The sequence below is a fragment of the Streptomyces sioyaensis genome (assembly GCF_004122735.1).
Classification (GTDB): Bacteria; Actinomycetota; Actinomycetes; order Streptomycetales; family Streptomycetaceae; genus Streptomyces; species Streptomyces sioyaensis.
The window spans coordinates 1-14,166 of record NZ_SDIF01000073.1; the positions used below are offsets into that span (position 1 = coordinate 1).

Annotated in this window: 13 protein-coding genes and 5 tRNA genes; 14 read left to right on the forward strand and 4 right to left on the reverse strand. The window is 70.5% G+C overall.

Going from position 1 to position 14,166, the window contains the following annotated elements; translation table 11 throughout:
* Both EST54_RS22570 and EST54_RS22575 read right to left on the reverse strand, forming a co-directional pair.
* Window positions 1-287, reverse strand: a 287-nt coding sequence (locus EST54_RS22570) for a roadblock/LC7 domain-containing protein (RefSeq protein WP_161989316.1), incomplete at its 3' end; no start/stop codon positions are given.
* A 9-nt stretch (window positions 288-296) separates the two neighbouring features.
* Window positions 297-3,977 carry a nitrate- and nitrite sensing domain-containing protein gene (locus EST54_RS22575; RefSeq protein WP_129249557.1) on the reverse strand — a complete coding sequence of 1,227 codons (3,681 nt, stop codon included), beginning with the start codon at window positions 3,975-3,977 and terminating at the stop codon, window positions 297-299.
* A gap of 592 nt (window positions 3,978-4,569) precedes the next feature.
* Between EST54_RS22575 and EST54_RS34475 the strand changes: the two genes are divergently transcribed.
* The 9 genes from EST54_RS34475 (at window position 4,570) to EST54_RS22620 (ending at window position 8,584) form a co-directional block, all read left to right on the forward strand.
* Complete coding sequence (locus tag EST54_RS34475; RefSeq protein WP_129249558.1) at window positions 4,570-4,749, forward strand: hypothetical protein; 180 nt, start codon at window positions 4,570-4,572, stop codon at window positions 4,747-4,749.
* Window positions 4,750-4,831: 82 nt separating this feature from the next.
* Entirely contained in the window at window positions 4,832-5,605 is a 774-nt protein-coding gene (locus tag EST54_RS22585) for a fumarylacetoacetate hydrolase family protein (RefSeq protein WP_129249559.1), read from the forward strand.
* Complete coding sequence (gene gltX / locus EST54_RS22590; protein WP_129249560.1) at window positions 5,598-7,079, forward strand: glutamate--tRNA ligase; 1,482 nt, start codon at window positions 5,598-5,600, stop codon at window positions 7,077-7,079. The genes EST54_RS22585 and gltX overlap by 8 nt, the downstream gene beginning before the upstream one ends.
* 116 nt (window positions 7,080-7,195) lie before the next feature.
* Window positions 7,196-7,990 (forward strand): HAD family hydrolase, encoded by a 795-nt coding sequence (locus tag EST54_RS22595; protein ID WP_239012717.1) that lies wholly within the window; start codon window positions 7,196-7,198, stop codon window positions 7,988-7,990.
* A gap of 88 nt (window positions 7,991-8,078) precedes the next feature.
* Window positions 8,079-8,150, forward strand: a tRNA-Gln gene (locus EST54_RS22600).
* 21 nt (window positions 8,151-8,171) lie between these two features.
* A tRNA-Glu gene (locus tag EST54_RS22605) sits at window positions 8,172-8,244 on the forward strand.
* A 62-nt stretch (window positions 8,245-8,306) separates the two neighbouring features.
* Window positions 8,307-8,379: transfer RNA gene (locus EST54_RS22610), tRNA-Glu, on the forward strand.
* A 16-nt stretch (window positions 8,380-8,395) separates the two neighbouring features.
* Window positions 8,396-8,467 (forward strand) — tRNA-Gln (locus EST54_RS22615).
* A 41-nt stretch (window positions 8,468-8,508) separates the two neighbouring features.
* Window positions 8,509-8,584, forward strand: a tRNA-Glu gene (locus tag EST54_RS22620).
* A 462-nt stretch (window positions 8,585-9,046) separates the two neighbouring features.
* Here the strand turns inward: EST54_RS22620 and ndgR are convergent.
* Window positions 9,047-9,763, reverse strand: coding sequence for an IclR family transcriptional regulator NdgR (gene ndgR, locus EST54_RS22625; RefSeq protein WP_006602884.1), 717 nt, complete (start codon window positions 9,761-9,763; stop codon window positions 9,047-9,049).
* 175 nt (window positions 9,764-9,938) lie between these two features.
* On the opposite strand from ndgR, the gene leuC reads away from it, so the two are divergent.
* From leuC to EST54_RS22650, 5 genes are all read left to right on the forward strand, one after another.
* Window positions 9,939-11,381: a 3-isopropylmalate dehydratase large subunit gene (leuC, locus tag EST54_RS22630; RefSeq protein WP_129249561.1), complete on the forward strand. Its 1,443-nt coding sequence runs from the start codon at window positions 9,939-9,941 to the stop codon at window positions 11,379-11,381.
* Between the two features lie 3 nt (window positions 11,382-11,384).
* Window positions 11,385-11,978, forward strand: coding sequence for a 3-isopropylmalate dehydratase small subunit (leuD, locus tag EST54_RS22635; protein WP_129249562.1), 594 nt, complete (start codon window positions 11,385-11,387; stop codon window positions 11,976-11,978).
* Between the two features lie 135 nt (window positions 11,979-12,113).
* A complete protein-coding gene (locus EST54_RS22640) occupies window positions 12,114-12,359 on the forward strand; it encodes an SCO5555 family protein (RefSeq protein WP_006602881.1) in 246 nt (81 codons plus the stop codon).
* Window positions 12,360-12,484: 125 nt separating this feature from the next.
* Window positions 12,485-13,147, forward strand: coding sequence for an HU family DNA-binding protein (locus EST54_RS22645; RefSeq protein WP_129249563.1), 663 nt, complete (start codon window positions 12,485-12,487; stop codon window positions 13,145-13,147).
* 90 nt (window positions 13,148-13,237) lie between these two features.
* Window positions 13,238-13,441: a hypothetical protein gene (locus EST54_RS22650; protein ID WP_129249564.1), complete on the forward strand. Its 204-nt coding sequence runs from the start codon at window positions 13,238-13,240 to the stop codon at window positions 13,439-13,441.
* Here the strand turns inward: EST54_RS22650 and cofC are convergent.
* A complete protein-coding gene (gene cofC / locus EST54_RS22655) occupies window positions 13,422-14,147 on the reverse strand; it encodes a 2-phospho-L-lactate guanylyltransferase (RefSeq protein ID WP_244942591.1) in 726 nt (241 codons plus the stop codon). The genes EST54_RS22650 and cofC overlap by 20 nt on opposite strands.
* Between the last annotated feature and the right edge of the window lie 19 nt (window positions 14,148-14,166).

Consider the following 14,166-nt stretch of genomic DNA (forward strand, 5'->3'; position numbering starts at 1 on the left):
GCCAGCGACGATCCGTCGGAGACGGACATGATGAAGAGGAAGCCGCGCTCCATCTCCACCACGGTCTGGTTGACGCTTCCGCCCTCGAAGATGCGGGACGCGCCGGAGGTCAGCGAGGTCAGGCCGGAGGCCACCGCCGCCAACTGGTCGGCACGGTCGCGGGGGAAGCCCTCGGACATGGCGAGGAGGAGACCGTCCGCGGAGACCACCACCGTGTGCGACACCCCGGGGGTGTTGTCCACGAAGTTGGTGATCAACCAGTTCAGATTCTGCGCCGCCTGGCTCATCGGACTCAACTAACGCTCCTGCTGGTGAGTGGGATCGACAATGCCGTGGGTGCCGGTGGACGACGTCCCGGCCTGCCGGCCTTGCTGGATTCCCCGACGGAGATTGGTCAGCCGTCCCCGGACGTCGCTGGGCGCCCGGGAGACCTGCGGCCCGCTCTGGTCGGCCTGCTGCTGCGCGGTGCCCGCGACGAGGTTCGCGCGCGGGACCCGGCGGGGCAGCCCCGAGGTGGTGACACCGCCCGCGGCGGGCTGGCGGATCTGCTCCGCCTGCCGCCAGGTCTCGTCGTTCGGCGAACTGCGCCACTGCGCGGCCTCGGCCGGGCTGCGCTCCGCACCGTTGGCCGAGGTGTCCGCGCCGCCGCGGGCGGCACCGTCCTGCGCGGCCCCCCGCCGCGGCAGGTCGGAAGCCTCGGCCTCGGTGCCCTGGGGCGGCACACCGGCAGCGGCGGCGGCCGGGTGGTTGAACCAGTTGGACTCGATGGTGTCGAAGATCGGCGTACGGCCGTCTCCGGGGCCGGCGTCCGCGCCGCCGAGCACGTCGGAGGAGTCCGCACCGCTGTCCTGCGGCTGCTGCACCGGGAACTGCCCGGTGCTCTGCGGCTCGTCGGCGTACGCGGCACGGTCGGCGTCCGGGCGGCGGTTGCGGCCCGTGTCGTACGGGCCGGTGTCGCTGCCGGGCCGCTCGTACTGGCCGGTGTCGTACCGGCCGCTGTCGCTGCCGGGCCGCTCGTACTGACCCGTGTCGCTGTCGGGACGCCGGTACTGCCCGGTGTCGCCGTCCGGACGCTGGTACTCGCCCGTCTCGTACGCACCGGTCTCGTAGCGGGCCGCCTCGCGGTCCGGCCGGGGGAACTGCCCCGTGTCACCGCGCCCGTTGCCCGCACCCTGCGGGTCGCGCCCACTGCGGGACTCGTCCGCGGAGGGCGGCGGCGCGTTGAAGTCGGGACGGGCGAACGCCGCGGTGTCACCGGGGCCGCCGCCGGGCGCGGGCCGCTCGAAGCTGCCGGTGCTGCTGGCATCGGCCGATTCCTCGTGGCCGCGCGGCCGGTCCTGGGCCTCGCGGGGCGTCAGCGGCCAGTCGTCGGAGCCGCCGCGCTCACGGCGCGCACCCCAGCTCGTACCGCCCTGCTGCGGTGCTCCCTGGCCGCCCTGGTCGCCGGCGGGCGGGCCGCCGGGCAGTTCGGCCGCGGCACCCCGCGCCGGCAGCTGCGGACGCTCCTCGCGGCGCGGTGCGCCGGTGGGCGGGGCCACCGTGGACGCCGGGCCGCTGTCCTGGCCGCGGGTGGGCAGCGAGGGACGCGCGGCGCCGGGACGGCCGGCGGACGGGCGGGCGTCGCCCTGGCCCCCCGCGGATCCCGCGCCGGGCGGCGCCGTACGGCCGGACGGGGCACCGAAGGCGTTCGCCGCACCGCCGCCGGGACCGCCGCGGCCGGGCAGCGCGGGGCGCCCGCCGGCCGAGGGACCCGAACCGACCTGACCGCGCGGCTGGAGCCCCGCGAGCCGGCTGGACGGCGTGCCGCCGTGGTCACCGCCGCCGCCCTTGGCGTTGCTGGGCGCCGGCTTCTTGCCGCCCTGGGCGACGTCGATCGGCAGCATGACCAGCGCGGTGGTGCCGCCGGAGTCGGAGGGCCGCAGCTGGATACGGATGCCGTGCCGCAGGGACAGGCGGCCGACCACGAACAGACCCATGCGCCGGGAGACCGAGACGTCCACGGTCGGCGGGCTGGCCAGCCGCTCGTTGATCGCCGAGAGGTCCTCGGGGGACAGGCCGATACCGGTGTCGTGGATCTCGACCAGGACGCGGCCGTCGGGCAGCGCATGGCCGGTGACCTTGACCTTGGTCTGCGGGGAGGAGAACGAGGTGGCGTTCTCCAACAGCTCGGCGAGCAGGTGCACGAGGTCGTTGACGACCCGGCCCGCGACCTCGGTCTGCGGAACGGCGTTGAGCTCGATCCGCTCGTACTGCTCGACCTCGGAGGCGGCGGCACGCAGGACGTCGACCAGCGGCACCGGCCGCGTCCACCGGCGTCCCGGCTCCTCACCGGCGAGGACCAGGAGGTTCTCACCGTTACGGCGCATGCGGGTGGCGAGGTGGTCGAGCTTGAAGAGGGAGGACAGCTGGTCCGGGTCGGCCTCGCGGGACTCCAGTTCGGAGATCAGCGAGAGCTGACGCTGGATCAGACCCTGCGAGCGGCGCGACAGGTTGGTGAACATCGCGTTGACGTTGCCCCGCAGCAGCGCCTGCTCGGAGGCGAGGCGGACCGCCTCGTGGTGCACGTCGTCGAACGCCGCGGCCACCCGGCCGATCTCGTCCCGGCTGTGCACACCGACCGACTCGACGGAGGTGTCCACGTCCTGCGGGTCGGACTCGGACAGCTGCTTGACCAGCTCGGGCAGCCGGTCCTGGGCGACCTTCTGCGCGGTGTCCTGCAGCCGGCGCAGCGAGCGGACCATGGACCGCGCCACGACGAACGCGCCGACCAGCGAGACGCCGAGGACGAGCAGGATCAGCGCACCGCTGATGATCGCGGTCTGCGTGGCCTCGTTGCGCAGCTCGCGGGCCTTCTGCTCCATCTCGGACAGCAGCGTCGTCTCGATACGCGACATCTCGTCGATCTTGACGGTGTCGGAGTCGTACCAGTCGAGGTACCGGATGTCCTGGCTGCGGATGCCGGTGGCGCTGGCGAAGGAGCGGTGCGCGAACGCGACCGCGGCCTTGATCTCGTCGTTGTTGCCGTCCAGACCGCGGGTGAGCGCGCCGGCGTTGTTGGTGTAGATCTGCGAGAAGCGGTCCCGGGCGGCCTTCTCGCTGTCCTCGGCGTTACGGCCGGCCAGCCGGTCGTTGGCGGACAGCTGCGGGCCGCCGTCGTGGGCGAGGCCGGCGCTGACCAGCGCGCGCTGGATCGACGCGTACTCCTTGGCCGACGAGAACGCCGCCAGCGCACGGGTACTGCGGATCATCTCGGGGTTGCTGGTGGCCTGCGCCATGTCCTGGGACAGCGACAGCAGCGAGTTGATCAGCTGGTCGTAGCTGGTGACGGTCCGCGCGGTGTTGTCGCCGTCCTTGTAGGCGTTGGCGCGGATCTCGTTGAGGGTGTTGAGCTGCCGGCCGATCTCCAGGACGGTCGCGCGGACACCGGCCATCGTGGCGTCCTGGCCCTGGATGTCGCCGGTGGCCTGGTTGAACTTCAGCTTGGCGCGGTCGGTCTCTTCACGGGGCGCGACGACGTTCGCGTCGTCCTTGGTGTTGCCGCTGCCGGCCAGCGGACCGGCCGACTTGTCCCGCTCCACCTGCAACGCGTCGGCGAGCTCGGTCGCCTGCCGGGTCATCTCGGTGAGCAGCTGCATCTTGTCGAGCTGGTCGATGTTGTCCAGCGACGTGGCGATGCGCATGCCGCCCAGCGTGGTCGCGGCGACCACGGGAAGCGCGAGCAGGGAGACCAGGCGGGTGCTGATTCGCCAGTTGCGCAGCGCTATTCGTGAACCGGGCCCGCCGGTCCCCTTCGACCCCTTGGGCTTGCCGCCGTCCGCGGCGTCATTGCCCGGCGCCTGGCCGCCCCCGTCGGTGGGCACGGTGCCCCCGGCGGAAGCATGGTTCTGGGCGCGCTGGGGCGAGGAGCCGCGGTCGGTCCCGCCGCGGAGCTCCGGGTCCGCCGCAGCGCTGCCATCCCTCTTGAAACGTCCCTGCACTAGCGTCGCAACCTCTGGACCAGGCGTCCCGCCGCAGCGGGACGGTGTCGAGTCGTATGGGGGACCGCTGAAGTCCCCCATGGCGGTCGTGAGTGACCGGCGGGCTGCCCTCTCTGGCAGAGAGAGCGGCACCACCGCGCGGCGCTACGTTGCGCCCTGCGCGCCGGTTGAAACGTGCGGCGGTCCGTGGAATTCCAGCACAGTGCAGGATCTCCAACAAGAGCGGAGTCGTGCACTGTGACTTGGGTGACGCAATGTACGGACCGCGTCACGACTTGTAGAAGTTTCCGCCGTCGATAACGGACTTTTATCCGCGAGTCGACCGCCCGTATCCGCTGTCCCAGGTGCGGTGATCGGGCGCGGAACGTGCGGTTCAATCCGCCATTGTCCGATTCGCCCAGGGATGATGATCAAGGGAATTGCGGCATTTGTCGCACAGGTCGTGAGCAAACTCACAGGAAGATCGTTGAGTTCTCCCGCACGGCGACGGGAATAGCGCGCATAGCCTGACGCTTTACACAGTTGCCCGGAGCGACAAGACAGCTGTGGGCAGGACCTTTCCCGAACTCTTGATGACGCGAGGCACGCAGCAGTGAAGACGACGATGTTCCGCAACATAGCCAACCCGCGGCGCACCACCCTGGCCCACCTCGACGACGCCGAGGAGCTCGGCACCGAGGCCGCGGAGCACTCCGTCGATCTGCCGACGCAAACCGCCAACCCCCGCCGGACCGTCCTGATGGTCGCCCCCACCCAGGACGTGTCGGCGTAAAGCAGCGGCGGAGCGGCAGCGGCCCCGCGATAGCCTGGAGTGTCAACTCCGGCCAGTGATCAATGAGGGGCAGCGGCAACCCGTGCGCATCGCCAGATTCTCCATCGACGGCAACGTCGGATTCGGCGTCGTCGAAGGCGACGAACTCGACGTCATCAAGGGACATCCCTTCGCCGAATTCGAGCGCTCGGGCCAAAAGGTCCCCCTCGACAAGGTCCGGCTGCTGCCGCCCGTCCTGCCCAACAAGGTCGTGGCCATCGGCCGCAACTACGCCGAGCACGCCGCCGAGCTGGGCAACGCCGTCCCGGACGTGCCGGTCACCTTCTTCAAGCCGTCCACCTCGGTGATCGGCCCCGGCGACCCCATCGGGTACCCCTCCTTCTCCCAGGAGGTGCACCACGAGGCGGAGCTCGCCGTCGTCATCGGCCGGATGTGCCGGGAGGTGCCCCGCGAGCGCGCCAAGGACGTCATCCTCGGCTACACCTGCGCCAACGACATCACCGCGCGCGATGTCCAGCAGCGCGAGAAGCAGTGGGCCAGGGCGAAGGGCTTCGACAGCTCCTGCCCGCTCGGCCCCTGGGTCGAGACCGGCCTGGAGCCCGCGGACATCGCCGCCGGCCTCGCCGTCCAGTGCACCGTCAACGGCGAACAGCGCCAGCTCGGCCGCACCAGCGACATGGTCCGTCCGGTCGAGGACCTGATCGTCCACATCACCGAGGCGATGACCCTGCTCCCCGGCGACGTCATCCTCACGGGCACCCCGGCCGGGGTCGGCCCCCTCAACGTCGGCGACGAGGTCGCCGTCACCATCGAAGGCATCGGCACTCTCACCAACAAGGTGATCAAGCGTGGCTAACGCGACCCCCGTCCGCGTCCGTTTCTGTCCCTCCCCGACCGGTAACCCCCATGTCGGCCTGATCCGTACCGCCCTGTTCAACTGGGCCTACGCGCGGCACCACAAGGGCACCCTGGTCTTCCGGATCGAGGACACCGACGCGGCCCGCGACTCCGAGGAGTCCTACCAGCAGCTGCTGGACTCCTTCCACTGGCTCGGCTTCGACTGGGACGAGGGCCCCGAGGTCGGCGGCCCGCACGCGCCCTACCGCCAGTCCCAGCGCATGGACATCTACCGGGACGTCGCCGACAAGCTGCTCGCCGCCGGCCACGCCTACCACTGCTACTGCACCACCGAAGAGCTGGACACCCGCCGCGACGCCGCCCGCAAGGCCGGCCGGCCCTCCGGCTACGACGGCACGTGCCGCACGCTGACCGACGAGCAGAAGGCCGCCTACGAGGCCGAGGGCCGCACCGCCATCGTCCGCTTCCGGATGCCCGACGGGCCGATCACCTTCACCGACCTGGTGCGCGGCGAGCTGACCTTCACCCCGGAGAACGTCCCGGACTACGGCATCGTCCGCGCCAACGGCGCCCCGCTGTACACCCTGGTCAACCCCGTCGACGACGCCCTGATGGGGATCACCCACGTGCTGCGCGGCGAGGACCTGCTCTCCTCCACCCCCCGCCAGATCGCCCTCTACCAGGCGCTGATCGAGCTGGGCGTGGCCAAGGAGATCCCGGCCTTCGGCCACCTCCCGTACGTCATGGGCGAGGGCAACAAGAAGCTCTCCAAGCGCGACCCGCAGGCGTCCCTCAACCTCTACCGCGAGCGCGGCTTCCTCCCCGAGGGCCTGCTCAACTACCTTGCCCTGCTCGGCTGGTCCTTCTCCGCCGACCAGGACATCTTCTCGGTGTCCGAGCTGATCGAGGCGTTCGACATCGCGGACGTCAACGCCAACCCGGCCCGCTTCGACCTGAAGAAGGCCGAGGCGATCAACGCCGACCACATCCGGCAGCTGGACGTGGCGGACTTCATCACGGCCTGTGAGCCCTGGCTGAAGGCCCCGCACGCCAACTGGGCCCCCGAGGACTTCGACGAGGCCGCCTGGCGGGCCATCGCCCCGCACGCGCAGACCCGCCTCACCGTCCTCTCCGAGATCACCGCCAATGTCGACTTCCTCTTTCTCAAGGAGCCGGTCGAGGACGAGGCCTCCTGGACGAAGGCGATGAAGGGCGACCCCGTCGCGCTGCTCACCACGGCCCGCGCCAAGCTCGACGCCGCCGACTGGACCTCCGGTCCCGACTTCCTCAAGGAGGCCGTCCTGGCCGCCGGCGAGGAGCACGGCCTCAAGCTCGGCAAGGCCCAGGCTCCCGTCCGGGTGGCGGTCACCGGCCGCACGGTCGGTCTGCCCCTCTTCGAGTCCCTGGAGGTCCTCGGCAAGGAGCGCACCCTCCAGCGGATCGACGCGGCACTGGCCAAGCTGGCCGGCTGACCCGCACCGCCACCAGGGCCCGGAAGCCACCACGGCTTCCGGGCCCTCGGTATATGCCGCGACGGGGGCCGGTCGCTGCGGGCACAATGGCCCCACCGGCACCAGGAGGGCTGATCATGACCGCGCGCACCGAGGGCCCGCACGCCCCGGCACCGGGCCGCACCCCGCCCCGCGGCGGGGCCGACACCCCCTTGCGCGCCGTCCTCTGGGACCTCGACGACACCCTCTTCGACTACACCGGGTCGGACCGGGCCGGCGTGCTGCGGCATCTGCGGACCGAAGGGCTGCTGGACACCTACGGCGGTGAGGAGGCGGCACTCACGCGCTGGCAGCACGCCATGGAGACCGAGTTCGCCCGCTTCCTCGCCGGTGAGCTCGGGTTTCTCGATCACCGCAGGGCGCGCGCCCGGACGTTTCTGGGCCTGCCGCTGTCCGACGCCGAGGCGGACGCCTGGTTCGGCCGGTACGTCGCCCACTACGAGGCGTGCTGGGCGCTCTTCCCGGACGCGCTGCCCGTACTGGAGGCGCTGGCCCCCTTGGTCCGACAGGCGGTGCTGTCCAACTCCGCCACCGCCAACCAGGAGCGCAAGCTGGCCGCCCTGGGGATCCGGGGACGCTTCGAGGCGGTGCTCTGTGCCGATGAACTGGGGCACGCCAAGCCCGCCGCCGAGGCGTTCGCCGGTGCCTGTAAGGCGCTCGGCCTAACGCCCGCCGAGGTCCTCTACGTCGGCGACAAGCTCGACATCGACGCGCTCGGCGCCCGGGACGCGGGCCTGGCCGCCGTATGGCTGGACCGTACGGACACCGGGGAGGAGCCGCCGACAGGGGTGCGGCGGATCGCGGGTCTGGCGGAGCTCCCCGAGCTGTTGCGCGGAGTTATCGGTTTTGGTGCGCCGTCCACGATCAGGTAATGTTCTTCCTGCGCCGCCCGAGAGGGCCGAAAGGCCGGGCCGGGAGGCGCAGATCAAATCAAGCCCCCTCCGGGGGGTTGCGCTTTGATGGCCTATGGTGTAATTGGCAGCACGACTGATTCTGGTTCAGTTAGTCTAGGTTCGAGTCCTGGTAGGCCAGCTCGCAGAGCTTATCTGCAAAGCCCCCGTTGTGTAGCGGCCTAGCACGCCGCCCTCTCAAGGCGGTAGCGCCGGTTCGAATCCGGTCGGGGGTACAGATCCTTCCCAGGGGGACAGTCCGGGTCGCACCCACTGTCACTCATGCAGGATCGCTAGGGCCCCCGTTGTGTAGCGGCCTAGCACGCCGCCCTCTCAAGGCGGTAGCGCCGGTTCGAATCCGGTCGGGGGTACTGGTCTAAACCACCATGGGCTATGGTGTAATTGGCAGCACGAGTGATTCTGGTTCATTTAGTCTAGGTTCGAGTCCTGGTAGCCCAGCGCAGCGTGTCCTCGCGACAGGCTCAACTGCAGGAAAACTTGCCCCCGTTGTGTAGCGGCCTAGCACGCCGCCCTCTCAAGGCGGTAGCGCCGGTTCGAATCCGGTCGGGGGTACCACAAGGAAGAGCCCCTCGCTTCATGCGGGGGGCTCTTTCGCGTCAACTGCCGCTTCCGTAGCGCGTGTTGGACTCCTCCGTCTCGGCCCGTCGGCGCAGGTTCAGCAGCCCCGGCTCGTGCCGCGCGGTCAGCGCCAACCGCCGCCGCCACCTGCTCCGCCGGGCGGCGAACTCCTCGCCCAAATCCAGCTCGACGACGGCGAGTTGCGCCGCCCGGTGCGCACAGGGCAGCGGATGGGCGGTGTTCGCGGGCGAGGCACGGGACCTCCGTCGTCCCGGCGGGCCCGTACCCGAGGGCAGCTATGTCCAGATGCCGGAATGCGGGCCGGGTGTGGCCGGGCGGGGCCGGTCGTCGGCCGTCGCACGGGGAGCGGGCCGCGGACCGGCCGCGGCCCGAGCAGCCGGGGGGTGCCCGTCGGCGCCCCGGCCCGCCGGTCGCGGGACGGGGCCGTCGGGAGGCGGGTCAGCCGCTGCGGCGCAGGCCCTCGGAGAGGCGGGCCGCCGCGTCGATGACCGCCTGGGCGTGCATCCGCCCGGGGTGGCGGGTCAGCCGCTCGATCGGGCCGGAGACCGAGACGGCGGCCACCACGCGGTTGGAGGGGCCGCGTACGGGGGCGGAGACCGAGGCCACGCCCGGCTCCCGCTCGCCGATCGACTGGGCCCAGCCGCGGCGCCGTACGCCCGACAGGGCGGTGGCCGTGAAGCGCGCGCCCTGCAGACCGCGGTGCAGCCGCTCGGGCTCCTCCCAGGCCATCAGGATCTGGGCGGCCGAGCCCGCCTTCATGGGGAGCGTGGAGCCGACCGGGACGGTGTCCCGCAGTCCGGACAGTCGTTCCGCCGCCGCCACACAGATCCGCATGTCGCCCTGCCGGCGATAGAGCTGCGCGCTCTCGCCGGTCACGTCGCGCAGATGCGTGAGCACCGGTCCCGCCGTGGCCAGCAGGCGGTCCTCGCCGGCCGCCGCGGCCAGCTCGGAGAGCCGTGGGCCCAGGATGAACCGGCCCTGCATGTCCCTCGCCACCATCCGGTGGTGTTCCAGAGCCACGGCCAGACGGTGGGCCGTGGGCCGTGCAAGCCCTGTCGCCGCGACCAGCCCGGCGAGGGTGGCCGGACCGGACTCCAGGGCACTCAAAACCAGAGCTGCCTTGTCGAGAACGCCGACGCCGCTAGAGTTGTCCATGCAACGATACTCGCGTCTCACACTGTGAAACGCAAGTTCAATTTTCCGGGGAAGTCGTCAATCTGTAGGTGTGGCCCTCTACCAGGGCCCGGCGTTACGGCCCGGCAAGGGGATTTCTGCCGGCATCGCGCACGGACGAGCAAGGCCGGCAATGCGGCCGGCCGGAGGGAAAGCGATGGGACGGACACTCGCGGAGAAGGTCTGGGACGATCATGTCGTCCGGCGCGCGGAAGGCGAGCCCGACCTTCTCTTCATCGATCTGCACCTGCTGCACGAGGTGACCAGCCCGCAGGCCTTCGACGGCCTGCGCAAGGCCGGTCGCCAGGTGCGCCGGACGGATCTGACCATCGCCACCGAGGATCACAACACCCCGACCCTCGACATCGACAAGCCGATCGCCGACCCGGTCTCGCGCACGCAGCTGGAGACGCTGCGCAAGAACTGTGCGGAGTTCGGGGTGCGGCTGCACCCGCTGGGCGATGTCGAGCAGGGTGTTGTCCACGTCGTGGGACCGCAGTTGGGACTGACCCAGCCGGGTACCACGGTGGTCTGCGGTGACAGCCACACCTCCACGCACGGAGCCTTCGGCGCGCTGGCGTTCGGCATCGGCACCAGCCAGGTCGAGCACGTCCTGGCCACCCAGACGCTGCCGCTGGCCCCGTTCAAGACCATGGCGATCACCGTGGACGGTGAGCTGCCCGAGGGCGTCACCGCCAAGGACCTGATCCTGGCGATCATCGCCAGGATCGGCACCGGCGGCGGCCAGGGCTACGTCCTGGAATACCGCGGCCCGGCCATCGAGAAGCTGTCGATGGAAGCCCGGATGACCATCTGCAACATGTCCATCGAGGCGGGCGCCCGGGCCGGCATGATCGCCCCCGACCGGACCACCTTCGACTACCTCCAGGGCCGCGACCACGCCCCGCAGGGCCAGGAGTGGGACGCCGCGGTCGCCTACTGGGAGACGCTGCGCACCGACGAGGACGCGGTCTTCGACGCCGAGGTGCACATCGACGCCTCCTCGCTGGCGCCGTTCGTCACCTGGGGCACCAACCCCGGCCAGGGCGCACCGCTTTCGGCCAGCGTCCCCGACCCGGCTTCGTACGAGGACGCCTCGGAGCGGCACGCCGCCGAAAAGGCCCTGGAATACATGGGGTTGACGGCCGGCCAGCCGCTGCGCGACATCACGGTGGACACCGTCTTCGTAGGTTCGTGCACCAACGGCCGCATCGAGGACCTGCGCTCCGCGGCCCAGATCCTCGAAGGCCGCAAGGTCGCCGACGGTGTGCGGATGCTGATCGTGCCCGGCTCGGTCCGGGTCTCCCTGGAGGCCGTCGCCGAGGGCCTGGACAAGGTCTTCACCGCGGCCGGCGCCGAATGGCGGCACGCGGGTTGCTCGATGTGTCTGGGCATGAACCCCGACCAGCTGGCCCCCGGCGAGCGCTCCGCGTCCACCTCCAACCGCAACTTCGAGGGCCGCCAGGGCAAGGGTGGCCGCACCCACCTGGTCTCGCCGCAGGTCGCCGCCGCAACAGCGGTTCTCGGCCATCTGGCCTCACCGGCCGACCTGACCGCCACCGCCGGCCAGTCCGACGTCGCCACGCCCGCGGGAGTCTGAACCATGGAAGCCTTCACCACCCACACCGGCCGGGCCGTCCCGCTGCGCCGCAGCAATGTCGACACCGACCAGATCATCCCTGCTCACTGGCTCAAGAAGGTCACCCGCGACGGCTTCGAGGACGGGCTGTTCGAGGCCTGGCGCAAGGACCCGGAGTTCGTCCTCAACCAGGAGCGGTACAAGGGCGCCACCGTGCTGGTCGCCGGCCCCGACTTCGGTACCGGCTCCTCACGTGAGCACGCCGTCTGGGCCCTGCAGAACTACGGCTTCAAGGCCGTCATCTCCTCGCGTTTCGCCGACATCTTCCGCGGCAACTCCCTCAAGAACGGGCTGCTGACGGTGGTCCTGCCGCAGGAGACCGTCGACCGCCTCCAGCAGCTGCTGGAGGCCGACCCGACCGCCGAGGTCACCGTCGACCTGGTCGGCAGGCAGGTCCGCGCCGAGGGCATCAGCGCCGGCTTCGAGCTGGACGAGAATGCGCGTTGGCGCCTCCTGGAGGGGCTGGACGACATCAGCCTCACCCTTCGGGAGGAGTCGTCCATCGTGGAGTACGAGGCGAACAGGCCGCCGTTCAAGCCGCGTACCCTCGACGTCTGACCTCGGGTTTTTGGCTCAAAGCGTTATTGCGTACGATGCGCCCCCTGTGCAGTTGGCAGGGGGCGCATCGCTGCGTTGGGGCGCCTGTTGAGGCCCCGTGAAGCGACAACTCGCCGCAGATGGCACAATTAGCGCATGGAACGCGACGAGCAACTCAAGCTCTACGGAGTCGTCGCCGACCGACTCAAGGACGCACACGCAAGAGTGCGGACACTGCAAGTCCCGGAGGGCGTACGGATGGCGCTGACCCGGAAGCTGCTCGTCATCACGGCCGCGGCTAAACACGATCTTGCGGACGCGGCAAGGCGTCTGGAGTGGTTCATGGAAGACCTCGACGAAGGTCGTTATCCCGAAGATGTGCACGCCGATGGAAGTCCGTGAAGGTCGACTTCGTTGCGGCACAAGGGTGATTAGCCCGTTTCGTGTTTGATTTGCGGTATATATCTGCCTAACGTGCGAAAAAGCTTGGAAACTTTCCTTCCAGCAATGTCTCCGAAGGGGAAGACGTGAACAAGGCGCAGCTCGTAGAAGCCATTGCCGACAAGCTCGGCGGCCGCCAGAACGCCGCGGAAGCGGTCGACGCGGTACTGGATGCAATCGTCCGTGCGGTGGTCTCCGGTGACCGCGTTTCGGTCACCGGATTCGGTTCGTTCGAGAAGGTCGACCGCCCCGCCCGCTACGCCCGCAACCCGCAGACGGGTGAGCGCGTGCGGGTCAAGAAGACCTCGGTGCCGCGTTTCCGGGCCGGCCAGGGCTTCAAGGACCTGGTGAGCGGCTCGAAGAAGCTCCCCAAGGGCGGTGAGGTCTCCGTCAAGAAGGCTCCCAAGGGCAGCCTGACCGGCGGCGCGGCCATCAAGAAGGCCGCGGCGAAGAAGGCCACCGCCAAGAAGGCCGCCGCCAAGAAGACCACCGCGGCGAAGAAGGCCGCGGCGAAGAAGACCACGGCGGCCAAGAAGGCCGCGGCGAAGAAGACCACGGCGGCGAAGAAGACCGCGGCGAAGAAGACCACGGCGGCCAAGAAGACCGCCGCGAAGAAGACCACGGCGGCCAAGAAGGCGACGGCGAAGAAGACCGCCCCCGCCAAGAAGGCCGCGGCGAAGAAGGCTCCGGCGAAGAAGGCCACGGCGCGCAAGACCACCGCCAAGAAGACCACTGCCCGCAAGCGGTAATGGCAGCATCGACGAACGCATGCGTCGGGCCGGTCTCCCTTCGGGGAGCCCGGCCCGCGGTGCGTTCCGGGGGCGTCTAGGCTCTCTCCCATGCAGGCCACCGCGTACACGTACGACTCCGAGACCCGCTCCGGCAGCGTGCTGCTGGACGACGGCACCCCGCTGCCCTTCGATGCGGCGGCCTTCGACGCCGGCGGCCTGTTGCTGCTGCGACCCGGTCAGCGGGTCCGTATCGACGTCACCGGCGACGGTGCCGACCGGCGCATCGTGCTGATCACGCTCCAGACGCTCTGACCTGCGGCGGCCGCAGCCGCTCGGGCTCCCCGGGCGCGCCGTGCCCCCTTGCCGCCCCACCGGCGAGATGCGGGGCCTGGCGCGCGGTGTACGGGCCCACGCCCAGCGCCAGCGCGGCCAGCAGGTCCTCGGCGGTGTCCACGTCCCGGCGTACCGAGGGCACCCCGGGCGCGGTGAGCTCGCGGGCCCCCGAGGCCAGGTGACGGGCCCGGGACGCACCCCCGAATGCCGGTTCCAATTCCGCGCCGGAAGTCGCGGTCAGAAGCGTTGTCCCGATATCCGCCGCGTCCGCGAGAAATGCGCGGGGAAATAGCGAAGCGGAATGGAGCACCAGTTCCAGCTCGGCGGGGCGCAGCGCGGGCAGGTCGGCGTTCAGCGCGGCGACCGCCGCGCCCGGGCGACGTGCCCGGACCGCCCCCGCGCCATGGGACAGCGCCGCGTTGAGCCCGCGGCCCGGTGTGTCGGGAACGATGTGCGCTCCCAGCGCCGCCAGCCGCTCACCGGCCAGCCGGTCGTCCGTGACAACCGCCACATCCTGGACGTTCGCGCAGGTCAGCGCCGCCGTGACGGTGTCGAGGGCGAAGGCGAGGGCCAGTCGGGGGCGGAACTCCTCACCGGCGGCTCCGGAGAGCCTGCTTTTGGCCCGCACCAGCGGTTTCAGCGGCACCACCAGGCTCCAGCCCACATCCGCTCCGTCTCTTCGCATCGACGCCATTCTCACCTGC

Excerpts from the sequence above, each read along its gene's own strand:
- cofC (WP_244942591.1), bottom strand. The coding sequence starts at position 14,147 with ATGCGAAGAGACGGAGCGGATGTGGGCTGGAGCCTGGTGGTGCCGCTG.
- leuD (WP_129249562.1), top strand. The coding sequence starts at position 11,385 with ATGGAAGCCTTCACCACCCACACCGGCCGGGCCGTCCCGCTGCGCCGC.
- EST54_RS22640 (WP_006602881.1), top strand. The coding sequence starts at position 12,114 with ATGGAACGCGACGAGCAACTCAAGCTCTACGGAGTCGTCGCCGACCGA.
- EST54_RS22595 (WP_239012717.1), top strand. The coding sequence starts at position 7,196 with ATGACCGCGCGCACCGAGGGCCCGCACGCCCCGGCACCGGGCCGCACC.
- ndgR (WP_006602884.1), bottom strand. The coding sequence starts at position 9,763 with ATGGACAACTCTAGCGGCGTCGGCGTTCTCGACAAGGCAGCTCTGGTT.
- EST54_RS22650 (WP_129249564.1), top strand. The coding sequence starts at position 13,238 with ATGCAGGCCACCGCGTACACGTACGACTCCGAGACCCGCTCCGGCAGC.
- leuC (WP_129249561.1), top strand. The coding sequence starts at position 9,939 with ATGGGACGGACACTCGCGGAGAAGGTCTGGGACGATCATGTCGTCCGG.